Below are 22,363 nucleotides of genomic sequence, written 5' to 3' on the forward strand. Positions count from 1 at the left end.
ATGAGTTTCTCGAACAAGGAACAGGGTGCGCTTAAAGAAACATTGCTGCCCTCGGCGAAAGATATTGATGCCTTGGTCCGCGCTGAACATCACGACCCTTTTTCCATTCTCGGCCCGCACGGCGATGGCGCTGGCGGGCAGTTCATTCGTGCTTATCTGCCCGGAGCGCTGAGTGTCGTGGTGCTGGACAAGGACAGCGGTGAAGAACGCGGTCCGCTGGAGCAGACCGAAACGCCGGGGCTGTTTGTCGGCCATTTCGATCAGGCGCGGCCGTATCAGTTGCGCACGCGCTGGGCCGGCGGCGAACAGGTTGCCGAGGATCCTTATAGCTTTGGCCAGTTACTCGGTGAAATGGATTTGTATCTGTTCGCCGAAGGCAATCACCGTGACCTCAGCGCCTGTCTCGGTGCGCAATTGAAAACCGTTGATGGCGTCGACGGTGTGCGTTTTGCCGTGTGGGCGCCGAATGCCCGGCGCGTATCCGTAGTGGGGGATTTCAACGTCTGGGACGGCCGCCGCCATCCGATGCGCTTGCGGCATCCGTCCGGGGTCTGGGAATTGTTCATCCCGCGCCTGCAAGCGGGCGAGTTGTACAAATACGAGATTCTTGGCGCCCACGGCATTCTGCCGCTCAAGGCTGACCCGATGGCGCTGGCCACCAGTCTGCCGCCAGACACCGCCTCGAAAGTCGCTGAGCCACTGCAGATCGATTGGCAGGATCAGGAGTGGATGAGCAGCCGCCGTGACCGCCAGAAGCATTCCGCGCCGCTGTCGATTTACGAACTGCACGCCGGTTCGTGGCAGTGCGAACTGGATGATCTCGGTGAAGTCGCCCGCCAGTACACCTGGCCGGAACTCGCCGAACGCTTGATTCCCTACGTCAAAGAACTGGGTTTCACCCACATCGAACTGATGCCGATCATGGAGCACCCGTTTGGTGGCTCCTGGGGTTATCAATTGCTCTCGCAATTCGCCCCGAGTGCGCGGTACGGCTCGCCGGCGCAGTTCGCTGAATTCGTCGACGCCTGCCACCGGGCCGAGATCGGTGTGATCCTCGACTGGGTGCCGGCGCATTTCCCTACCGATACTCACGGTCTCGCCCAGTTCGACGGCACCGCGCTGTACGAATACGGCAACCCGCTGGAAGGGTTTCATCAGGATTGGGACACGCTGATCTACAACCTCGGCCGCACCGAAGTACATGGCTACATGCTCGCTTCGGGGTTGCACTGGTTGAAGCATTTCCATGTCGACGGCCTGCGCGTCGATGCGGTGGCTTCGATGCTCTATCGCGACTATTCGCGCAAGGCTGGCGAATGGGTGCCGAACCGCCATGGCGGCCGGGAAAATCTGGAGGCCATCGACTTCTTGCGGCATTTGAATGATGTGGTCGAACTGGAAGCACCGGGTGCGCTGGTGATCGCCGAAGAATCCACCGCGTGGCCGGGTGTCAGCCAAAGTACGCAGCAGGGCGGTCTCGGTTTTGCCTACAAATGGAATATGGGCTGGATGCACGATTCGCTGCATTACATTCAGCAGGATCCGGTGTACCGCGCGCATCATCACAACGAGTTGAGTTTTGGTCTGGTCTACGCCTGGTCCGAGCGTTTCATCCTGCCGATCTCCCACGATGAAGTGGTGCATGGCAAGCATTCGTTGATCGACAAGATGCCCGGCGATCGCTGGCAAAAATTCGCCAACCTGCGCGCGTATCTGAGTTTCATGTGGACCCATCCGGGCAAGAAGCTGTTGTTCATGGGTTGCGAGTTTGGCCAGTGGCGCGAGTGGAATCACGATCAGCAACTGGATTGGTATCTGCTGCAGTACTCGGAGCACAAGGGCGTGCAGAAACTGGTCGGCGATCTCAATCGGCTGTATCGCGAAGAGCCGGCGCTGCACGATCAGGACGACGCGCCGCAGGGTTTCCAGTGGTTGATCGGCGACGATGCGATCAACAGCGTTTATGCCTGGTTGCGCTGGAGCAAGGAGGGTAAACCGGTGCTGGTGGTGGCCAACTTCACGCCGGTGCCGCGTCAGGCCTATCGCGTGGGTGTGCCGTTTGCCGGGCGCTGGACTGAATTGCTCAACAGCGATGCCGACACCTATGCTGGGTCCAACTATGGCAATGGTGGCGGGGCGTTTACCGAGGAAGTGCCGAGTCATGGCCAGTCGTTGTCGCTGGAGCTGAATCTGCCGCCGTTGGCGGTGTTGATCCTTAAGCCAGAGGGCTGATCCGGTACCGCAAAACCTGTGGGAGCGAGCTTGCTCGCGAAGGCGATATGTCAATCAACAATGATGTTGAACGTTACACCGCTTTCGCGAGCAAGCTCGCTCCCACAGGGGCCTTCGGTAGCCTGAAGATCACCAACGCATCCGCACCCCAAGGCTGCCAATGATCCCGTTCAAATCATTGTCATCGACATCACTGCTGTAATCGGCACTGACATACAGACTCACCACAGGCGTCACCCGCGCCACCAGCCCCAGGCCCAATTCAACGGTCGATGACTTGCGGCTGCTGCTGATCTTGTCGACCTGATCCAGTGTCACCGTGCTGCCGGTATAAACGGTGTGCCACAGGTTGGTGCGCACGTAGGGTTCGACTGGCAGACCATTCAAATCGTAACTGCCTTTCAAACGGGCACCGACGCGGCCGCTCCAGGCCGTCAGATCGGTGGAGGACGCATTGCCCGAGCCGGCGTAGGGCGTGTCGAGGGTGATGCGTTGATTGATCAATTGCGCCTGCGGTTCGACCACCCAGTTGTCGCTCAAGCCAATTGGATAACCGCCTTCTACCGACAAGGTCAGTGCACTGCCTTCGGTAGCCTGGCGTGCACCTTGTTCATTGCGACTGAAACCGCTGACCCGGCCACCGCTGGCCGATAAATCCACGTGCCAGCCCTGGGCGCCGATCAGGCTGTAATAAGCGCCGACGCTTTGGCCTTGCAGGTTGAGAGTGTCGCTGTTCGGGTCGGCCAAGGCGCGGCTGGTGAGCAAGCCATTGCCATTGGCCTGGATCTGGTTGAAGCCGCCGATCAGGCCGAGGGTCTGGGTGTGGTTGCCGCTTTGCACGGTGAGCACCGCCGGGCCTTTGAAGTCGCCGCTGCCGGGTGTTGCGAAGCCTGACGACAGCACATCGGTTTGCGCCTGGCGGGCGTTTCGACCGTACAACTCGTCCCAGGCCGACGGTGCGAGGTCTTCGGTAATCAAGCGCGTGCCCCGCAGATCGGGCCGTGGGCTGAAGCGTTGCGGGCCGGGGGTGATGACGGTGGTGGGCAACGTCATCACGGGCACATCCGCGCGGTACCACAGGGTGGTTTCATCCGCCGCAGGACCGGCCTGCGCCTCCATGGATGAGCACAGCAAGATAGAACTCGACACTGTGCAGAACGTGATTTTGATCTCGTGTGGGGTGATTGAAGTTCTCATGGAGGTCTACCTTGCAGGCGCATGCGGCATCTCGATGTGGCGTCTCTCCTACCCCGAACGAGGGGCGACCGAATGGAGCGGGGCGAACCGTGGCCGCTCGATTTCGCGAGTGTCCTAAGGCTCGCCCCGGTAGTTATTCCGGGGGTAGTAAGGTAGAGATAAGAAGAGTCGCGCGCCGCCGTCAAGAAATTGAACGATGAGCGGTAGTGGCAAAATAGGCTTTGCAAGCGTTTGTTTTTCTGCGCATAACTAAGTGGTTGTTTGTATGGAACAACCCGACAAAAGCCCCGGCTCAGAGCGCTTCAGTTACCGACAGAAGGTCTGCCGGCACTGAAAGGGCACAAGGGTTGTCAATCTGCCACATAGGGTATTGCTGTCATTAATGCGGTTACAGATGCACTTCAACCGCCAATGGCAAATGATCCGACAGATGCGTCCACGGCTTGTTGCCGAGGATCTGCGGGTCATGACTACTGGCATTGCGCAGGTAGATCCGGTCCAGTCGCAGCAATGGAAACCGCGCCGGATACGTCTTGGCTGGGCGCCCGTGATGGCGCTCGAAGGCTTCGTGCAAGTAATCGCGACGGGCGAGGGCGGCGTTGCCCTGTAACTGCCAGTCGTTGAAGTCGCCGGCGATGATCACCGGGGCATCCTCGGGCAGCGATTCAAGCAACTGACAGAGCAGTTGCAGCTGCAATTGCCGATGGCTTTCGAGCAGACTCAGGTGCACGCAGATTGCGTGGACTTCGGTGTGACCCGGCACATCGAGCACACAGTGCAAAAGGCCTCGGCGTTCGGGGCCGGTGATCGACACATCGAGATTGCGGTATTCACGGATCGGGTATTTCGACAGCAGCGCATTACCGTGATGGCCGTCAGGGTAAACGGCGTTGCGCCCGTAGGCGAAATCGCTCCACATGCTGTCGGCGAGAAATTCGTACTGCGAGGTTTGCGGCCATTCGTTGTAACGGTTCGAATGCCGTTCGTGTTCACCCACCACTTCTTGCAGAAACACCAGATCGGCCGAGGTGCTGCGCACCGCTTCGCGCAGTTCCGGCAGGATGAATCGCCGATTGAGCGCGGTAAAACCCTTGTGGGTGTTGACCGTCAGCACCCTGAGGCGATGAATGACGGGCGCGTCGATAACATGACGCTTGGGATCGCTGGACACGTTCACTCCTCTGGATTGCGGGCCGCTTATTCATGCGACTGATGGCGAGGGGCGGCAGTTCCTTCTGGATAATTTCGATTGCACATCAAACCCTGTGGGAGCGAGCTTGCTCGCGAAGGCGTCGGTCCAGTCGATACGAGTATTGAATGTGACGGCCTCTTCGCGAGCAAGCTCGCTCCCACAGGGAATCAGATATCAGACGAAGACGATTTCGTAGGGCAGGCGCATTCTTTCGAGAATCACCGGCGGCAGCATCGGCGCAATACCAATCGCCGGCTCACCCTTGAGCTGACTGGCGTAAGCATGGGTGGCGTGGCTCTTGCGCGCTACGGTCCAGGTGTCGAGGCGCAGTTTGCGCGCGCGTTCCCAAGGGATCAGTTGCTGGTCGCGCTCGGGCCAGTGCCAGGCCCAGACCGGTACGTCGTGGAAGGTCGCCCCGGCTTGTTCCGCTGCCTGTGCGCTGGCCCGACCCACCGCTTCATGGTCGTCGTTGCCATCGCCGCGCCAGGTGCTGAACACCACATCGCCTGGGCGCAGGTAGCGGCTGATGAATTCGGTCACTTGCGCTTGCTGTTCGCACAGAGCGTTGTCAGTGAAACCGCCGCGCACCCATTTCAGACTGTGCATTGGCAAGCCGAGACGGCGCAGGGCCTCGACGCTTTCCTGCGGGCGGAACACGCTCAGGCGTTTTTCCGACCATTGCCGCGAACCCGGGTGGCTGGCGCTGCCATCGGTGATCGAGAGCAATTGCAACGGATGACCGAGGCTGGAGAGTAATTGCAGCAAACCGCCACAGGTGACCACTTCATCGCCCGGATGCGGCGCGATGACCACGGCGCGGGCGCCGGCGGGTACCAGACTTAAAGTATTGATGACCGGGATGTTGTCCAGTTGCGGGGCGCTGTTCCAGATTTGCGCCGACGAACTGCTGTCGCTGAGGGTTAACGGTTTCATGGTGTGACGTCCTTGTTTTGTTTCGCCCTCAGTCGTGCGTTTGGCGGTGATTGCCAGACGCCGCCGACCCGTGAAGGCTGGTTGATTGCCCAGCGACGCTCCGAACCCTGGATTGCCGCGCAGCAGAGTATTGCTCATGAAGCGTAGTTCGTCGCGTCACAGATCAATCTGATCCGCTTTTTTTTGCTCCATCTGTGCCAGCTGTCGCAGATAGTCACCAAAGCCACCGCGCGCACGGCTGTCGAAGCGCGCGCTGGTCAGCACTTGCGGGCGATGACTCCAGGCGATGTTGGCACCGTCCCGTTCCAGCTCCCGCACCAACTGCACATCTTCGTCGCAGGCCAACGGTTTAAAGCCTCCGGCCCAACGATAGGCGTCGGCGCTGATGCCCAGATTAGCGCCGTGAATGTGCCGATGACCATCGCAGGCCCGGTAATCCCGGTGATAGCGGATTTGCGCCGCTTCATCGAACGACTCGTGCCAGCGTTCGACCGTGACGGTACCGCATACCGCGTCCGCGCCCAACCCCAGTTGCGCCACCAGCCAGTCGTCGGCCACGCGGCTGTCGGCGTCCGAGCAAGAGATCCAGCGCGCGCCGCGCTCCAGCAATAGCTGCGCGCCGGCCGCCCGGGCCTGACCGACGTTGCGCGCATCGATGTGCAGGCTCAGCACCGGATAGCGACTGACGATCTGCGCCGAGCGGTCGGTGCAACTGTCGAGCACCACCAACACCTCAACCTTTTCACCGGCCAGCAAACCGTGGCGGCTGGCGCGCACTGCGGCGCTCAGGCAGTCGTCGAGCAGGTCTTCCTCATTGTGCGCCGGGATCAGAATGCCGATCATCGCAAGCCCTCCAGTGCCGCCACCGAGCGCGGTTCGCGGCTCCACACCTCAAGGATGAAGTCCGCTTCCTGATGCAAGACCAGACGGGGCAGATGCAGTTTTTCGTGAATCAGGTCGTGAACCTGCCGCGCATTCAGCGGGCAGCCTTCAATGGGCGGACGCCAGTGACAGGCGAGGAACTGGCCGTCGGCAGTCAGGCAATCACTGGCCCGACGGATCACTTCTGTCAGATCCTGACTATCCAGGTAGTAGCCGATCTCGCTAAATACGATCAGGTCGAATTTTTCCTCCGGCCAGTCGCCGGGAAGACGCTTTTGCCGCACTTCGGCGTGGTCGAACACGCTCAACCGCGTGCGCGCCAGAGTCACTGCCGCACTGGCCGTGTCACAGCACAACAATCGATCGCAACGCGCGGCCAGTTCGGCGCTCAACTCGCCGTTGGCGCAACCCGGTTCGAAGATTGCCCGGTAGTGCGGACGCGGCAGGGCGGCGAGGGTGATCGCGCGTTTGCGCTGCTCATACCAGCGCTCACGGAACGCCCATGGGTCATCGTTGCCGGCAAACAATCCGTCGAAATAGCGATCTTCGACACTCATAGAAACACCACTTCGAAAGGTTGCAGCAGGCGATCGAGCACATAGGGAGCCAGTACCGGACCGAGTCCGGCGTCAGGATCGCCTTCCAGTTGACTGGCGAAAGCGTGCACCGCGTGGCGTTTGCGCGCGACTTGCGCCGGCGTCAGGAGAATCTTGCGTGCGCGTTGCCACGGTACGAAGGCGTCTTCCGGAGTTGCCCAGTGCCAGGTCCACACCGGCAGTTCATGGCAAGTCGCACCGACGCGACGGGCAGCCTCGGCACTGGCGCGGCCGACGGCCTCGTGGTCGCAATGTCCGTCCTCGCTCCACGTGGTAAAGAGCACGTCGTCGGAGCGCAGATGACGCTCGATGAACTCGACCAACTGCGCTTCCTGCGCCGCGACCTGAGTGTCAGTGAAGCCGCCGCGCAGCCACTTCACGCGATGCATCGGCAGACCGAGTCGGCGCAGCGCTTCGGCGGATTCCTGTGGGCGCACCACGCTCAGACGTTCCACCGGCCAGCGACTGGAACCGGGATGACTGGCGCTGCCGTCGGTGACGGACATCAGTTGCAAAGGCCGACCGGCCTCGGCAAGCAATTGCAGCAAACCGCCGCAACCGAGCACTTCGTCGTCCGGGTGCGGCGCGACAATCACCGCCCGCGCGCCCGGTGGCACCAGACTGAGGATGTCGATGCTATCCAGTTCCGCCAGATGCCGCGAAGCCTGCCATTGGTGCAGGCTCGTGCCTTGGCCGACAATCGGATTGGTTTTCATAAGGCCCATGCCTCCACGGATTGCCCGGCCACCAATTGCCCGAGCGCGGCCAGACCCCGTTCGGCATGGCTCTGGCGCAGAAACACCGGCAAATCGGCGCTGAGCCGGGCAAAGTGGCGATCTTTGCAAAACGGCCCGGCACCGAGGGCGCGGCCGACTTCACGCATGACCTGTTCAGCCGACTGCTCGACCACCGCGCGAGCACGCCGGGCCAGCAGTTCGGCGTTGTCCTCGGGATGCGCATCGATGTGCAAGGCGCTGAAACGCAGTACATCGGCAGCGGCCTGTAAAGCGCTGTCGACCGCGCCGAGATGCGCCAACGCATGCGGTTCCGGACGTTGCTCACACTGGCTGCGCAACGCGTCGGCGATTTGCCGTGCGGCGCCGTACCAGCACGCGGCAATACCGATCCCGCCCTGCCAGAAACCGGGGCGTTGCAGATAGTCGCCGGGATTGCCAATGGCCTGCGCTTCGGCACCGTCGAACAGCACCTCGACGCTGCCAGTAGCCGCCATGCCCACCGCTTGCCAGCCTTGCTCGGTGACGGTGACGCCCGGTTGGTCGAGGGCGACGGCGACCAGTTGCTGCTGATCGTCGCCATCCCAGGCGGTGAGCAAGGCGTGGCTGAGGACGGCGGCGCCGGAGCACCATGCCTTGCGTCCATGCAGCGCGACCATGTGCCCGGCCGGGCTGGCTTTGACTCGTGCTTGCGGTGGCTCCGCTGCCCACATGCCCCAAGTGCTGCCCGGCGTAGGTGAGCCGCCGAGTTGTTCAATGATCGCCAGCGCGTCGGTGTGACCTTCGAACAGTTTGCACAGACCCAGGTCATGCCCGCCGACTTCCGCCAACTGCTGAAAGCGCTCCAGCGTGCGGCCACTGCCCGGTAACGGCAGACGATCCAGCCCGGCCTCGACCAGCGCCCGCAGGCACCCGCCGAGGGCTGCGGTGTGCGGATAATCCGTTGGTCGTCGGCTCAGATAACGGTGCAGATCCATATCAGTCTTCTTCGTCACGTTGCAGTTCGAACAGCAGCAGCGAGCGCCCGGTGACCGAGTATTCGTGGCCGAAATCGAAGCGTTCCTGACCACGGATCGACGGCTGATTGGTGTCGATCATGCAGGTCCAGAAACTGCCTTCCGGTACCTCCGGCAAGGTGAAATTGACGATGTCATGATGGGCGTTGACCACCAGCAGCAAGGTCGCATCCGCACCTTTGCGGCGAATCCCGGTTTCCTGCGCGCGGCCGTCGAGCAACATGCCCAGGCAGCGGTTGTGCGCATCGTGCCAATGCTCGGTGGTCATCTCAGTGGCATCCGGCGCCAGCCAGGTGATGTCCTTGACGCCGATGTCCTCGTTGTATTCGCCAACCAGGAAGCGGCCGCGACGCAGGATCGGATAGGCCAGGCGCAGCTTGATCAGGCGCTTGACGAATTTCAGCAATGCCTTGCCGTCCTCGCTCAGGTCCCAGTTGACCCAACCGATCTCGCTGTCCTGGCAATAGGCGTTGTTGTTGCCGTCCTGAGTGCGGGCGAACTCATCACCGGCGACGATCATCGGCGTGCCTTGGGCGAGCAGCAGGGTGGCGAAGAAATTGCGCATCTGCCGATGGCGCAGGGCATTGATTTCAGGATCGTCGGTCGGGCCTTCGACGCCGTGGTTCCACGACAGGTTGTTGTTGCTGCCGTCCTGGTTGTTTTCGTCGTTGGCTTCGTTGTGCTTGTCGTTGTACGAGACCAGATCGTTGAGGGTGAAACCGTCGTGGGCGGTGATAAAGTTCACCGAGGAGTACGGACGCCGCCCGCGCTGGTTGAACATCTCGCCGGAAGCGGTCATGCGGCTGGCAAAGTCGGCAACCTGGCCGTCGTCGCCTTTCCAGAACGCGCGCACGGTGTCGCGGAATTTGTCATTCCACTCGACCCAACCCGGCGGGAAGTTGCCCACTTGATAGCCGCCGGGGCCGCAGTCCCACGGTTCTGCGATCATCTTCACCTGACGCAGCACCGGGTCCTGGCGGCAGGCGACAAGGAAACTGTGACGCTCGTCGAAACCATCGTGATAGCGGCCGAGAATCGTCGCCAGGTCGAAGCGGAAACCGTCGACGTGCATCTCGCTGGCCCAGTAACGCAGCGAGTCGGTGACCATTTGCAGCACGCACGGGTGGCTCAGGTCGAGGGTGTTGCCGGTGCCGGAATCGTTGATGTAGTAGCGCTTGTCGTCGGGCATCAAGCGGTAATACGAGGCGTTGTCGATGCCGCGCATCGACAGGGTCGGGCCTTGTTCGTTGCCCTCGGCGGTGTGGTTATAGACCACGTCGAGGATCACTTCGAGGTTGGCTTCGTGCAGGTGCGCGACCATCTCCTTGAATTCGGCGATCTTGCCGCTGGCCAGGTAGCGCGGGTCCGGGGCGAAAAACGCGATGCTGTTGTAACCCCAGTAATTGGTCATGCCTTTGTGCAGCAGATGCTGGTCATTGACGAAGGCATGAATCGGCAGCAATTCGACGGTGGACACGCCGAGCTTGCGAATGTGTTCGAGCACGTCGTCGACCATCAGCCCGGCAAAGGTGCCGCGTACGTTCTCCGGTACCGAAGGGTGACGCATGCTGATGCCGCGCACGTGGGTTTCATAAATGATGGTCTTGTCCCACGGCACGCTGACGCGATGGTCATTGCCCCAGGTGTGCGCCGGGTCGATGACTTTGCACTTGGGTACAAATGGCGCGCTGTCGCGTTCATCGAAACTGAGGTCGGCGTCGGGGTGGCCGATGGTGTAGCCGAACAGCGCTTCCGACCATTTGAGTTGGCCGACCAACTGCTTGGCGTACGGGTCGATGAGCAATTTGTTGTGGTTGAAGCGGTGGCCGTTGGCCGGGTCGTACGGTCCGTAGACGCGGTAGCCGTAGATCAGCCCCGGGTGCGCATCGGGCAGGTAGCCGTGGTAGATCTCATCGGTGTATTCCGGCAGTTCGATACGTTCGAGTTCGACTTCGCCGGCATCGTCGAAGATGCACAGTTCGACCTTGGTGGCGTTGGCGGAAAACAGAGCAAAGTTCACCCCCAGACCATCCCAGGTCGCACCGAGCGGGAAGGGCAGGCCTTCACGGATTCTCGACGGCTCGGCGTGCGCGGTGGGCTCGGCATTCTTTGGACGGGTCATGATTGCTCCTGCAAAAATCGGGATGGTTCGGTTAACACCAATCCCCTGTGGGAGCGAGCTTGCTCGCGAAAGCGCAATGTCAGTCGACTTCAATGTTGAATGGCAGATCGCATTCGCGAGCAAGCTCGCTCCCACAAGGGATTTGTGTATTTCTTCAGGGCGAGTGAGCCCTCGGTGGCGAGCGAACCCGCCACACGGTCATTCAATTCATATTTCCGGTGAGCGTCAGATCGCCGAAGGCTTCTTCGGCGCCCGAGGCTTTTTCTCGGCAGGCTTTTCGCCTGGGGGAACCACTTTAGCGGCGCTGGCCGGCTTGGCTTTGGCCGGTGGTTTCGGCTTGGCGGCCGGGGCCTTGGCCTCAGCTGTCTTGCCCGCCGGTTTGCTGCCGGCGGCTTTCGGCGGTTTCTTCGGTGCCAGCGCTTCCGCTTCGGCGAGCTTGCGCGCCATTTCCCAGTGGCGTTCTTCATGCCCCTCGGGCTTACCTTCCGATTCCCAGATTTGATAGGCGAATTCGCGGATGCGTTTATCGTCGGTACTCATCGCAATGCTCCTGAACTGAACTCATGCTTACGTTAAGTGTTGGATAAAGAGATTGACCGGGACATCCCCCAGCGCGTCGCTGATATTCAGCTCCCTGTTTTTTGTGACTGCGCTGCTTGAAAAAAGTCCCTTCAGGTTTGTCGCAGAGGCGGCGAACGGTAAAACCACCCGCGTATCGCCCCAGCGCAGCGCATCGACCTGAGGTACAGCACCGTTTTCCAGCAGGGTCGCGCAACGGACCGGCACGATCACGATGGCCTGCTTCCCCGCGTGCTCACGGGCAAACGCGAGCACGTTGTGCGCCTGACTGCCGAGCACTTCCAGAGCCTGGTAGCTGCCCCGGCGAAACAGCTCGGCATGTTCGACGCGCAGCTTTAGCACTTGGGCGATCAAGGCTTGCTTGATGCGCCCGTCACGCCAATTCGCCAGCAACTCCACAGCTGGCAGTGGCTCGTGCAAAGCGTGTTCGCGAGCGGCGTAATCCACCGGCCGGCGGTTGTCCGGATCGACCAGGCTGAAGTCCCAGAACTCATTGCCCTGATACAGGTCCGGCACCCCCGGCACGGTCATGCGCAGCAAGGTTTGCGCCAAACCATTGAGCGCGCCGGCAGCGGCGATGCTGTTGACGGTCTTGCTCAGCGCGGCGCGCAGCAGTTCGCCTTCCTCACCGGTGAGGAGTTTTTCGGTGAACGCTTGCGCGGCGTTTTCGTAGCTTTCGCTCGGTGCGCTCCAACTGCTTTGCAGCTTGGCTTCACGCAGGGCTTTCTGCTGCCATTGCCAGATGCGCTTGGCGTAGTCGGCGAAACCCGCCTGGTCGTCGTCACGCAGTTGCAGCGGCCAACTGCCCAGCAACGCTTGATAGAGAATCAGCTCATCGCCGCTCGATGGCATCTGATCATCCACCCGCACCGGGCGGGCGAGGGCGCGCCACAGCTCGATCTGCTCGGCGTACCAATGGCTGCGCTCACTGAGTACGGCCAGACGTGCGCGGGTGTCTTCACCACGTTTGTGATCGTGGGTCGCGGTGGCCAGCAAGTTGTCGGGAAATTCACTCAGCCGTTGTTGATTGACCGCATGAAAGTCGCTGAGCGGAGCGCTGAACTGTTCGGTGTTGTAGCCGACGTCATTGCGCGACAGCAGCACAGCGGAGCGATACAGCGCGGTGTCTTCCACGGCTTTGGCCGCTGCCGGTGAGGTCAGTTGCTGAAAGCGTACGCAGGCATGCTTGAGAATCTTGCGCGAACGCCCGCGCGGTTTACGCCGCCACGGCGTACCGCCAAGCCATGCGGCAACGCAGTCGAGCACCGGCCAATCGCCTTCACCGAGGCTCTGTCGCGCGCCGTCCATGGCCTGCTGGAAGAACTTTTCATCCTGCGCGGAGCGGCCCATGGCGCTGATGTACGTGCGATACACCGGGAAGTGCACGATCAACGCTTGCAGCACTCGGCGGATCGCCCCGAGGGTCAGGTCGCGGGTCATCAGGTCATCGCGGGCGACTTGCAGCAGCGCCTGGGCGACGCTTTCGCAATCGCTGGCGAGCGAGCCGTTGAGGATCTGCTGACGCGCCAGTTGTGCTTCTTCGATGAACGCGGCGGGGCGCTCGGTGCGCCGTTGCCAGAGGTCACCGAGCACAAATTCGCCGTCCGGGTCGTGTTGCAACAGCGACAGCTGATTCATGAATTCATAACCGGTGGTGCCGTCCACCGCCCAGTCGCGGTGCAGGGTTTCGCCGGCGCCGAGGATTTTCTCGACGTAGATCGGCAAATGTCTGCCCGGTGCCAGCAGATCAACCCGGCGGCGCAGTTTGCGGCAGTAACCGCGCGGGTCGGCGAGACCGTCGATGTGGTCGATGCGCAAACCATCGACCAGCCCTTCGGCAATCAACTGGAAGATCTTGCCGTGGGTGGCTTCGAACACTGCCGGGCGCTCGACACGCAGCCCGCCGAGTTCGTTGATGTCGAAAAAGCGCCGCCAGTTGATGTCGTCAGCCGCCGTGCGCCAACTCGCCAGGCGATAGCTCTGACGTTCGAGCAACTCATGCAGTTTGTGGAAGCCTTCTTCGCTGGTCGAATCGTAATGCTTCAGGTTGTTTTCGATGGCCTCGGCAATTGACGGATCACTCGCCAATTGGCGCAATTCTTCTTTGAGCGGAATCGCCAGTGAATGGGCATCGGTCTGATAGCTGAGGGCGCCGAAGCGATCGGCCAACGGCTTCAGCGCATCCGAGGATTTCAGCAGCTCAGGGTAATCATTCGGGCACACCGGGAAGTGATGGTCGTAGTGCTCGACATGGAAACTGCCGGTCTGCGCATTGAAGTGCAGTTTCAGCGTGCCTTCCTGCAGGGCCACGCCGTAATCGCTGCCGAGGAACGGCAGCAGCAACTGGCCTTCCATCAGTGGGTCCGGCGAATGCCATTGAATGTCGAAGAACTCGCCATAAGGACTCAGCCGCCCCCATTCCAGCAGATCAAGCCACCACGGGTTGTCGCTGCCACCGACCGCCATGTGGTTGGAAACGATGTCGAGGATCAGGCCCATGTTGTGTTCGCGCAGGGTGTTAACCAAGCGCCGTAACGCCGGCTCGCCGCCAAGTTCCGGGTTGACCTGGGTCGGGTCGACCACGTCGTAGCCGTGCATCGAACCGGCCCGCGCTGCGAGCAGCGGCGAGGCATAAATATGGCTGATGCCGAGCCGGGCGAAGTACGGCACCAATGGCACCGCGTGTTCGAGGGTGAAACCTTTATGAAATTGCAGGCGCAAGGTCGCGCGCAGGGGCTGGATGAGCGCTTGGTTCATTGGTCACGCTCGCCAGCCTGAAGCCTTGCGCAGGCGAGTAATTCCAGACGTCGCGCCGCATCCGCGCCATCGAGCAGCGCCTCACTGGTGCCGGGCAAGCGCCGTGACCAGTTCGGATGGGTGTCGATGGTGCCGGGCAGATTCGCCTGTTCATTGATGCCCAGCGCATCTTCCAGCGGCAACAGCACCAACGGCGCGCGGGTGTGGCCAAGGAAGCGTACGGCGGCATCGACCACTTGATCGGCCTCGTGGGATTCCTCGCGAAAGTTTTGCGGGTCCTGGCTCAACGCGTTGCGCAGGCCTTCGCGCTCACGCTGGCGGTGATGCCGCCATTCGATTTCACCGTTGGCATCGACAAAGCCCAAGCGCGCGTTCCAGTCGATATCACGACCATGCCACCAGCCGTTGAGCGTTGGCAGGTCGTGGGTGCTGGTGGTCGCCAAGGCGTTGTCCGGCCAGTCGAGAATCGGTTTGAAAAAGGTGTTGTCCTGCTCGAACAGCAGCACGCGCATGCCGAGCATGGAGCGGGCGATGAGCTTTTCACGCAGGCCATCGGGCACCGTGCCGAGGTCTTCACCGAGGACGATGGCCTGGTGACGATGGGATTCGAGGGTCAGCAATCGCAGCAAGTCATCGACCGGGTAATACAGGTACGCGCCATCGGCCGGCGCCGCGCCGTTGGGGATCACCCACAAGCGTTGCAGGCCCATGACATGGTCGATGCGCAAACCACCGGCGTGGGCGAAGTTGGCACGCAGCATGTCGATGAAGGCACGGAAACCATTGCGAATCAGGCCTTCCGGCGAGAATGCGGAAATGCCCCAGCCTTGGCCCGAGCGATTGAGAATATCCGGCGGCGCACCCACGGTCAGCGAGGCGAGCAATTCATCCTGGAAACTCCAGGCCTGGCTACCGGCGCCATCGGCACCCACCGCCAGATCGGCGATCAGGCCAATGCCCATGCCGGCGCCGCGTGCAGCGGTTTGCGCGCGTTCCAGGCAACGGTGGATCAGCCATTGGCAAAAAGCGAAGTAGCCGATGCGTTCGGCATATTCCTCGGCAAACGCTTCGAGCGCCGCGCCGCGTGGGTCGTGCCAGTGTTCCGGCCATTGCCGCCAGTCGAGGTTTTCACCACGGGCGGCGCGCATTTCCTGAATGGCTTCGAAGCGGCAATGGTTTTCCAGTGCTTCACCACCGGCATGGCGGAAACTGGCGAAGTCCGGGTTCAGCGGGTGGTCACCGGCGACGAAACCTTCATACAAGGCTTGCAGGAGTTTTTGCTTGGCGTCGGCGGCGCTTGGCCAGTCGATCAGGGTCAGGTCTTCCAGTTGCGCAAACTGCTCGGCGAGGCCGGTCGCGTCGATCGCATCGCGCAAAGCGCGCTCACCAAGAATCGCGCCGGGCGCGGCGTACAGGGGATTGAGGAACAGACGACTGGACGGCGAATAAGGGCTGTAGCGCCCGGTATCGGCGCTGAACATCGCGTGCAATGGGCTGATTGCCAGCGCATCGGCGCCGCGTTCACCCGCCACGCGGACCAGATCCTCCAACGCTTGGGTGTCACCGAAACCGCCATCGCCGGGGCGGCGCAGCGAATACAGTTGCGCACTCAGACCCCAAACACGGGGAATCGGATTATCCACCGCATCGCCGACACTGAAGCAGCGCTCCGGGGCCACGGCCAAGGTGAAATATTGATCGCCGATGTGCACCTGTTGATAGCCGACCGGAATCAGTCCCGGCAGTACTGCTTCAGAATCGAGTTTCAGGTTCAGCCGCGAGCCGTCTTCAAGGTGGATTTCGCACGGGGTTTGCGGGGCGAAATACCGACCCAGATCGAGGCCGACGCCGACATCGCTAGTGAGTAGCGGCGGCAAGTGGCGGTCTTGTTGGGCAGCTTGCAGTTCCAGCAGGCTGGCGTCGATTTCCTGCGCGGTGCTGGCGGGGTGGCCGAGTCCGATCAGAACATTGCGCAGCACCGCCGGGGCGACTTTTTGCGGGCGGCCGTTGGCGTCGATCCAGTCGACGGCAAGGCCGGCGCGGCTTGCAAGTATTTCCAGTTGCGCATCGCTCATAGGCGCTCTCCATCCAGAGGTTGCAAAGGGGTTGCGGCCGTGAGGCTGACAAGCGCGCAATACGCGGGCAGTTCGCCCGATTCCGATAGATCGACGCTGGATGGCTGTTGAAACAACCACACGGCCTCGGTCTGTGGAGGGTTGACCACTGGCGTGTCGCTGAGGTTCAGGTCAATTCGCAGCTCGCTGCCATTGCCCAGACGCCAGCGCGCACTGACCGCGCCATAACCGAGCATATGCGCGCCGAGCGCTTGCGTGCCGGACAGATGGGGGATGATGTATTGATGGCGAAATTGCAGCAGCTTCTGGTACAGCGCGAGGGTTTCCTGCTGTTTCGCGCTGCCATTGCCGATCAACCTCGGCTGTGAGGCGTGGAAGGTTTTTTCGGCGTTAGGGTCGGGAATCTGCTCGCGTTTGTGCGGATCGGTGAAGGCACTGAACGCGGCGAATTCATTGCGGCGGCCCTCACGCACCAACTTGGCCAGTTCACCGTGGTGACTGGTGAAAAACAGGAACGGCTGCTCGGCGGCGAACTCATCGCCCATGAACATCAGCGGAATCATCGGCGACAGCAGTAACAACACGGTCGCTGCCTGCACGGCACGCGGATCGGCCAGGTGATGCAGGCGCTCGCCGAACGCACGGTTGCCGATCTGATCGTGGTTTTGCAGGAACAGCACGAACGCCGTGGAGGGCAGGTGTTCGCTGGGTTCGCCGCGTGGTTCGCCATGGCGGGTGATGTGGCCCTGGAAAACAAAACCCTGACTGAGGCAGCGCGCCAATTGTTCGGTGGGTTGTGCGGCGTAGTCGGCGTAATACGCATCGGTTTCGCCAGTGAGCAGGACGTGCAGGGCGTTATGGCCGTCGTCGTTCCACTGCGCGTCGTAGTCGTATTCCAGCAGGCTCGACTGGTTGAGTTCGTTTTCCACGGTCAGCCAGACATGCCGGCTGGGGTCGATCTGCGCGCGGATGCGTCGGGCCATTTCGCTGAGAAAATCCGGATCCTCAATGGCATGCACGGCGTCGAGGCGCAGGCCGTCGAAACGGTATTCGAGCAGCCACATCAGCGCGTTTTCGATGAAGAACTCGCGCACTTCGCTGCGACGAAAATCGATCGCCGCGCCCCACGGCGTGTGCTTGTCTTCGCGAAAGAAGCCTTTGGCGTAACGGTGCAGGTAATTGCCGTCCGGGCCGAAGTGGTTGTAGACCACGTCGAGAATTACCGCCAGACCGTGGCTGTGGGCGCTGTCGATCAGGTGTTTGAGTTGTTCCGGCGTGCCGTAGGAGGCTTGCGGAGCATAGGGCAAAACACCGTCGTAGCCCCAATTGCGTTCGCCAGGGAACTGCGCCAGCGGCATCAGTTCGATGGCGGTGATGCCCAGGCCTGCAAGGCGCGCCAGATGTTGTTCGACTTCCGCGAAACCACCGAGCGCACCGACGTGCAACTCGTAGATCACCGCTTCGCTCCATGGCCGACCGTGCCAGGCCGTGTGTCGCCATTGATAAGCCAGAGGATCGACCACCACGCTGTGGCGGTTGAGGTCGCCATCCTGGGCTCGGGAGGCCGGATCGGGCACCTCCAGTTCGCCGTCGATGTTGTAGCGGTAGCGGGTGCCCGCCGGACAGCGGGCCTTGATCACAAACCAGCCGTCTGCCTGAGGCAGCATCGGCAGCGACTGGCCGTTTTCGAGTTCGACACTCACGTAAAACGCATCCGGCGCCCATAGCGCAAATTGCGTGTGTTCGGCGTCCAGCATGATCGCGCCGTGGGGCCAGGTTTCAGTAGACCGTAACGGCATCGTGGTGAACCTCCCTGGTTATTTGTGGTGAGCTTTACCCAGCGCCTTGGCGACCAGTTGTTCGTAGAGTTCGGCGTACGGTTCAACCGCTTTGCACCAGTTGAACGGCGCAGCCATTGCGCGGCAACGCATGGCGTTGAGCAGTTCGGGGAAGGCGAATACCTTGAACGCGCGGCTCAGGGCCTCTTGATAGCTTTCAGCGGTGGACTCATCGAAGAGGAAACCGGTGACGCCGTTTTCAATGGTGTCGGCCAGACCACCGGTATTGCGCGCCACCGGCAGCGAGCCGAAACGCTGGGCGTACATCTGACTCAAACCGCAAGGCTCGTAACGCGAAGGCATCAGCAGGAAATCGCTGCCGGCGAACATGCGTCGGGCGTCGGTTTCATTGAAGCCGATGCGCACACCGATCTGCCCAGGAAAGCGCAGCGCGAGTTCGCGCATGGCTTGTTCTTCTTCCGGTTCGCCGCGACCGATGATTGCGATCTGGCCACCGTTCTGCACGATGTATTCGGATACCGCTATCGTCAGGTCCAGACCTTTCTGGTAGACCAGTCGCGACACCACAGCGAACAACGGTCCGCTGGAATCGTTGAGGCCGAACAGCTCACGCACGTGCGCGGCGTTGATCGCTTTGCCTTCCCAGTCGCCAATTGCAAACGGTGCAAACAGGTGCGGATCGGTGGCCGCATCCCAGCTTTCATCGATGCCGTTGGGGATACCACTGAGCAAACCTTGCTGAGTCTTGGCGGCGAGAAAGCCGTCGAGGCCACAGCCGAAATCCGGGGTGGTGATTTCCTGCGCATAAGTGGCGCTGACCGTGGTGATATGGCTCGAATACGCCATGCCGGCCTTGAGGAACGACATCTTGCCGTAGAACTCCATGCCTTCCTGTTGCAGGGCATGGGCTGGAATCCCCAGCTCCGGGCAGGAGCCGAGGCTGGTCACGCCTTGATAGGCGAGGTTGTGAATGGTGAACAGGGTGGGCGTACGCTGCCCGCGCCAGTGCATATAGGCAGGCGCGAGACCGGCCGGCCAGTCATGGGCGTGCACCAGATCCGGGCACCAGTGAATTTGCGCGAGGTTAGCGGCGATGTCGGCGGCGGCCAGACCGAGGCGGGCGAAGCGAATGTGGTTATCCGGCCAGTCGCGGCCGTTATTGGCGCCGTAGGGCGAACCTTCGCGCTCATAGAGTTCGGGGCAGATCAGCACGTAGATGACCAGACCGTCCGGCATGTCCATGCGCCCGATCTTGCACGGCGGCAGCGCTGCGTGGCCGCCCAGTTCGCCGATGATGTGGATCGGGTTTTCGCTGTGCATCACCTGCGGGTAACCGGGGATCAACACGCGCACGTCGTGCAGATGGGCCATGGCCCGGGGCAGGGCAGCGGAGACGTCACCCAGACCACCGGTCTTGACCAGATCGGCGATTTCCGAGGTAACGAACAAGACTTTTTTCTTGTTGGGGTTCTGACTCGCTACCGGAGTCAGCGTTTTGGTGCCGGGAATGTTGATCTGTCGGCTGCCAGGAACACTGATGGTGCTCGATTCACCAACCGCCTGCTGAGCACGCTCTCCCTGAATTTCCAATGCCGCACTGATCATATGAATCTCCCGTCTCGTTGATCTGATTCTTGTCTTGAACAAGCGATGTCCATGGCCAAGTCCTGTGGCCGGGCGCAAACGCGCCACGCATCGGTGAGCAAACGCTACCCAACACGCGCAAGCAGAATGGGTGAACGGGCCGTTGCAAGGATTGCACCAGTCGCTATGGCCCTGTCTTTCAGATGACCAGCCGCCGCGCGCAAAAGTTTCGACTTTTTTTCCGCGATGTGACCGGTCGGTTTTACCCCGCGAAAGTCAGTCTAGGCCAGATCCTAGAGCGGGGCGGAGCAAATGGGTAAATTGTTCGACAATCGGTTGGCAAGCCACGCCGACCGTGCTTTTGAGGGGGAAACGCACCGACGAAGTGCAGGTTTTTCTGCGAGGGAGGGCGAAAACGGTGACTGATCGGTCACGATTCTGTGCTAGCGGGAAGTGCGGTTGCACTGTTGTGGTGCGGGCAGTTTGTTGATGGGGTGACAGTGAGTGCCCCTTCGCGAGCAGGCTCGCTCCCACAGGAGATCTTCAGTGGACAGAAAATGTGTTCCTGGCACAGATCCAATGTGGGAGCGAGCTTGCTCGCGAAGGCGGTGGTCGCTACACCAGCGTAATGATGGGAATTCTCAGTTCAACAGGCGAACCGGCTCCCCAGCCGCCCAAGCCTGAATATCCTCGATCATCTGCGAAAAGAACTGCTCATAGTTCTGCCGGCTGACATACCCGACATGCGGCGTCGCCAGTACATTGTCCAGCGTTCGAAACGGGTGCATCGCGGGCAGCGGTTCCTGTTCGAACACGTCCAGCGCCGCCCCGGCGATCTGCTGTTTCTGCAACGCCTTGATCAGCGCCGCCTCATCGACAATCGGCCCGCGGGCGGTGTTGACCAGCAGGGCCGTCGGCTTCATCCAGCCCAGTGCCTGCGCATCGACCAGCCCGCGACTGCGCTCGCTGAGCACCAGATGCACCGACAACACATCGGACTGTTCGAACAGTTCCTGCTTGCTCACATACGTCACGCCAGCCTGTTCAGCGCGTTCGGCGGTGAGGTTTTCGCTCCAGGCAATCACCCGCATGCCGAACACTTGGCCAAACTGCGCGACGCGCTGGCCGATGCTGCCAAGACCCAAAATCCCGAGGGTCTTGCCATGCAGATCGCCGCCCAGCCCTTGCTGCCAATGGCCGGCGCGCAGGGCATTGGCTTCGTTCACCAGATTGCGTGTCGCCGCCATGATCAGCGCCCAGGTCAGTTCCGGCGCGGCATGCTTGTAACTGTCGGTGCCGCAAACCTTGATCCCCAGCCTGGCGGCCGCTTGCATATCCAGTGCTGCGTTGCGCATGCCGCCGGTGACCAGCAATTTCAGATGAGGCAAACGCTTGAGCAAATCCTCATCGAAGCGCGTGCGCTCGCGCATCACGCAGATCACCTGATAGCGGCCCAGTCGCTCGGCCAGTGTGGCATTGTCCGCCGGGTAATCGTGTTCGAACGTCACCTCACCGAGGCCATCGAGCACCGACCAGTCGACCACGTCGCGGGCCACGTCCTGCCAGTCATCGATTACTGCAATCTGCACCGCCATCAGCCTTACCTCATCAACGAACGGGATTGGTTGTATTCAGCCAGCCGAGCAAGGCCTTGTGGAACTGTGCCGGCTCTTCCATTTGTGGCGCGTGGCCCATGCCGGGAAACTCCACCAGCGTCGACTGCGGGATCAGCTTGGCCACTTGTTTGCCGAGCACGTCGTAATGGCCGATTTTCGCTTTCACCTCAGGCGGCGCGAGGTCCTTGCCGATGGCCGTAGTGTCGGAGGTGCCGATCAGCAGCAGGGTCGGCATCTTCAGGTCTTTGAACTCGTAATACACCGGCTGGGTGAAAATCATGTCGTAGATCAGCGCTGAGTTCCATGCGACCTGAGTCTTGCCCGGGCCTTTGCTCAGCCCGGCGAGCATGTCCACCCAACGGTCGAATTCCGGTTTCCAGCGGCCGTCGTAGTAAGTGGTGCGTTCGTAATCACGGATGCCTTGGGCGCTGACTTTCAGCTCACGCTGATACCACTGATCCACGGTGCGATACGGCACGCCGAGGGCTTTCCAGTCTTCCAGGCCGATCGGGTTGACCAGCGCCAGTTGCTCGACCTGCTCGGGGAACAGCAAGGCATAACGCGTGGCGAGCATGCCGCCGGTGGAATGACCGAGCAGCGTGGCTTTTTGAATGCCCAGCGCTTTGAGCAACTGCTGAGTGTTGGTCGCCAGTTGCTGAAAGCTGTATTGATAGTTGTCGGGTTTACTGGAGGTGCAGAAGCCGATCTGGTCCGGTGCGATCACCCGGTAACCGGATTCGCTCAAGGCCTTGATCGAACTGTCCCAGGTGGCTGCGCAAAAATTCTTGCCGTGCATCAGCACCACAGTGCGGCCGTTGGCCTTGCCGTGAGCGGCGACGTCCATGTAACCCATCTGCAGGGATTTGCCCTGGGACTGAAAGGCAAAGTGTTTAAGGGTGTAGGGATAATCGAAGCCTTGCAGTTCCGGGCCATAGGCCGGGCCTTCCGGCGTCGCTTCGCTTGACGTCGCAGCCTGCGCCGACAGGGGCAGGGCGGCGCAAAGAAACAGGCCAGGCAGCCAACGGGAAAACATGACAGACATAAGGTCA

The 22,363-nt window shown here is 61.3% G+C and carries 17 protein-coding genes; 2 read left to right on the forward strand and 15 right to left on the reverse strand.

Going from position 1 to position 22,363, the window contains the following annotated elements:
• Positions 1-2,232: a 1,4-alpha-glucan branching protein GlgB gene (gene glgB, locus CLU80_RS27805; protein WP_093432954.1), complete on the forward strand. Its 2,232-nt coding sequence runs from the start codon at positions 1-3 to the stop codon at positions 2,230-2,232.
• A gap of 129 nt (positions 2,233-2,361) precedes the next feature.
• Here glgB and CLU80_RS27810 read toward each other — a convergent pair whose 3' ends face one another.
• From CLU80_RS27810 to CLU80_RS27820, 3 genes are all read right to left on the reverse strand, one after another.
• Entirely contained in the window at positions 2,362-3,429 is a 1,068-nt protein-coding gene (locus CLU80_RS27810) for an autotransporter domain-containing protein (RefSeq protein ID WP_099759046.1), read from the reverse strand.
• 388 nt (positions 3,430-3,817) lie between these two features.
• Complete coding sequence (locus CLU80_RS27815) at positions 3,818-4,600, reverse strand: endonuclease/exonuclease/phosphatase family protein (protein WP_093432948.1); 783 nt, start codon at positions 4,598-4,600, stop codon at positions 3,818-3,820.
• Between the two features lie 195 nt (positions 4,601-4,795).
• Entirely contained in the window at positions 4,796-5,554 is a 759-nt protein-coding gene (locus tag CLU80_RS27820; RefSeq protein ID WP_093433571.1) for a PIG-L deacetylase family protein, read from the reverse strand.
• Positions 5,555-5,557: 3 nt separating this feature from the next.
• Between CLU80_RS27820 and CLU80_RS30445 the strand changes: the two genes are divergently transcribed.
• Entirely contained in the window at positions 5,558-5,701 is a 144-nt protein-coding gene (locus tag CLU80_RS30445; protein WP_286079796.1) for a hypothetical protein, read from the forward strand.
• 9 nt (positions 5,702-5,710) lie between these two features.
• Here CLU80_RS30445 and CLU80_RS27825 read toward each other — a convergent pair whose 3' ends face one another.
• The 12 genes from CLU80_RS27825 to CLU80_RS27885 form a co-directional block, all read right to left on the reverse strand.
• Complete coding sequence (locus CLU80_RS27825) at positions 5,711-6,397, reverse strand: glycosyltransferase family 2 protein (protein WP_099759047.1); 687 nt, start codon at positions 6,395-6,397, stop codon at positions 5,711-5,713.
• Entirely contained in the window at positions 6,394-6,993 is a 600-nt protein-coding gene (locus CLU80_RS27830; RefSeq protein ID WP_099759048.1) for an SAM-dependent methyltransferase, read from the reverse strand. The genes CLU80_RS27825 and CLU80_RS27830 overlap by 4 nt, the downstream gene beginning before the upstream one ends.
• Positions 6,990-7,748, reverse strand: a complete 759-nt coding sequence (locus CLU80_RS27835; protein ID WP_099759049.1) for a PIG-L deacetylase family protein — start codon at positions 7,746-7,748, stop codon at positions 6,990-6,992. The genes CLU80_RS27830 and CLU80_RS27835 overlap by 4 nt, the downstream gene beginning before the upstream one ends.
• A complete protein-coding gene (locus CLU80_RS27840) occupies positions 7,745-8,743 on the reverse strand; it encodes an acyl-CoA dehydrogenase family protein (RefSeq protein ID WP_099759050.1) in 999 nt (332 codons plus the stop codon). Before CLU80_RS27840 ends, CLU80_RS27835 begins: the two co-directional genes overlap by 4 nt.
• 1 nt (position 8,744) lies before the next feature.
• A complete protein-coding gene (gene glgX / locus CLU80_RS27845) occupies positions 8,745-10,904 on the reverse strand; it encodes a glycogen debranching protein GlgX (protein ID WP_095126261.1) in 2,160 nt (719 codons plus the stop codon).
• Between the two features lie 225 nt (positions 10,905-11,129).
• Positions 11,130-11,444 carry a DUF2934 domain-containing protein gene (locus tag CLU80_RS27855; protein ID WP_093432930.1) on the reverse strand — a complete coding sequence of 105 codons (315 nt, stop codon included), beginning with the start codon at positions 11,442-11,444 and terminating at the stop codon, positions 11,130-11,132.
• Positions 11,445-11,471: 27 nt separating this feature from the next.
• Positions 11,472-14,240, reverse strand: a complete 2,769-nt coding sequence (locus CLU80_RS27860; protein WP_099759051.1) for a malto-oligosyltrehalose synthase — start codon at positions 14,238-14,240, stop codon at positions 11,472-11,474.
• A complete protein-coding gene (gene malQ / locus CLU80_RS27865; RefSeq protein ID WP_099759052.1) occupies positions 14,237-16,315 on the reverse strand; it encodes a 4-alpha-glucanotransferase in 2,079 nt (692 codons plus the stop codon). Before malQ ends, CLU80_RS27860 begins: the two co-directional genes overlap by 4 nt.
• On the reverse strand, positions 16,312-18,114 hold the full coding sequence (treZ, locus tag CLU80_RS27870) for a malto-oligosyltrehalose trehalohydrolase (protein ID WP_099759053.1): 1,803 nt from the start codon (positions 18,112-18,114) through the stop codon (positions 16,312-16,314). Before treZ ends, malQ begins: the two co-directional genes overlap by 4 nt.
• 18 nt (positions 18,115-18,132) lie before the next feature.
• Positions 18,133-19,719 (reverse strand): glycogen synthase GlgA, encoded by a 1,587-nt coding sequence (gene glgA, locus CLU80_RS27875; RefSeq protein ID WP_099759054.1) that lies wholly within the window; start codon positions 19,717-19,719, stop codon positions 18,133-18,135.
• Positions 19,720-20,339: 620 nt separating this feature from the next.
• On the reverse strand, positions 20,340-21,293 hold the full coding sequence (locus CLU80_RS27880) for a D-2-hydroxyacid dehydrogenase family protein (RefSeq protein ID WP_099759055.1): 954 nt from the start codon (positions 21,291-21,293) through the stop codon (positions 20,340-20,342).
• Positions 21,294-21,306: 13 nt separating this feature from the next.
• Positions 21,307-22,356 (reverse strand): alpha/beta fold hydrolase, encoded by a 1,050-nt coding sequence (locus CLU80_RS27885; protein ID WP_093432913.1) that lies wholly within the window; start codon positions 22,354-22,356, stop codon positions 21,307-21,309.
• Positions 22,357-22,363: the final 7 nt, after the last annotated feature.

The sequence above is a fragment of the Pseudomonas sp. 29 genome (assembly GCF_002754355.1).
GTDB lineage: Bacteria > Pseudomonadota > Gammaproteobacteria > Pseudomonadales > Pseudomonadaceae > Aquipseudomonas > Aquipseudomonas neuropathica.

Excerpts from the sequence above, each read along its gene's own strand:
- malQ (WP_099759052.1), bottom strand. The coding sequence starts at position 16,315 with ATGAGCGATGCGCAACTGGAAATACTTGCAAGCCGCGCCGGCCTTGCC.
- treZ (WP_099759053.1), bottom strand. The coding sequence starts at position 18,114 with ATGCCGTTACGGTCTACTGAAACCTGGCCCCACGGCGCGATCATGCTG.
- glgA (WP_099759054.1), bottom strand. The coding sequence starts at position 19,719 with ATGATCAGTGCGGCATTGGAAATTCAGGGAGAGCGTGCTCAGCAGGCG.
- CLU80_RS27820 (WP_093433571.1), bottom strand. The coding sequence starts at position 5,554 with ATGAAACCGTTAACCCTCAGCGACAGCAGTTCGTCGGCGCAAATCTGG.
- CLU80_RS27810 (WP_099759046.1), bottom strand. The coding sequence starts at position 3,429 with ATGAGAACTTCAATCACCCCACACGAGATCAAAATCACGTTCTGCACA.
- CLU80_RS27885 (WP_093432913.1), bottom strand. The coding sequence starts at position 22,356 with ATGTCTGTCATGTTTTCCCGTTGGCTGCCTGGCCTGTTTCTTTGCGCC.
- glgX (WP_095126261.1), bottom strand. The coding sequence starts at position 10,904 with ATGACCCGTCCAAAGAATGCCGAGCCCACCGCGCACGCCGAGCCGTCG.
- CLU80_RS27825 (WP_099759047.1), bottom strand. The coding sequence starts at position 6,397 with ATGATCGGCATTCTGATCCCGGCGCACAATGAGGAAGACCTGCTCGAC.
- CLU80_RS27830 (WP_099759048.1), bottom strand. The coding sequence starts at position 6,993 with ATGAGTGTCGAAGATCGCTATTTCGACGGATTGTTTGCCGGCAACGAT.
- glgB (WP_093432954.1), top strand. The coding sequence starts at position 1 with ATGAGTTTCTCGAACAAGGAACAGGGTGCGCTTAAAGAAACATTGCTG.
- CLU80_RS27840 (WP_099759050.1), bottom strand. The coding sequence starts at position 8,743 with ATGGATCTGCACCGTTATCTGAGCCGACGACCAACGGATTATCCGCAC.
- CLU80_RS27835 (WP_099759049.1), bottom strand. The coding sequence starts at position 7,748 with ATGAAAACCAATCCGATTGTCGGCCAAGGCACGAGCCTGCACCAATGG.
- CLU80_RS27860 (WP_099759051.1), bottom strand. The coding sequence starts at position 14,240 with ATGAACCAAGCGCTCATCCAGCCCCTGCGCGCGACCTTGCGCCTGCAA.
- CLU80_RS27855 (WP_093432930.1), bottom strand. The coding sequence starts at position 11,444 with ATGAGTACCGACGATAAACGCATCCGCGAATTCGCCTATCAAATCTGG.
- CLU80_RS27880 (WP_099759055.1), bottom strand. The coding sequence starts at position 21,293 with ATGGCGGTGCAGATTGCAGTAATCGATGACTGGCAGGACGTGGCCCGC.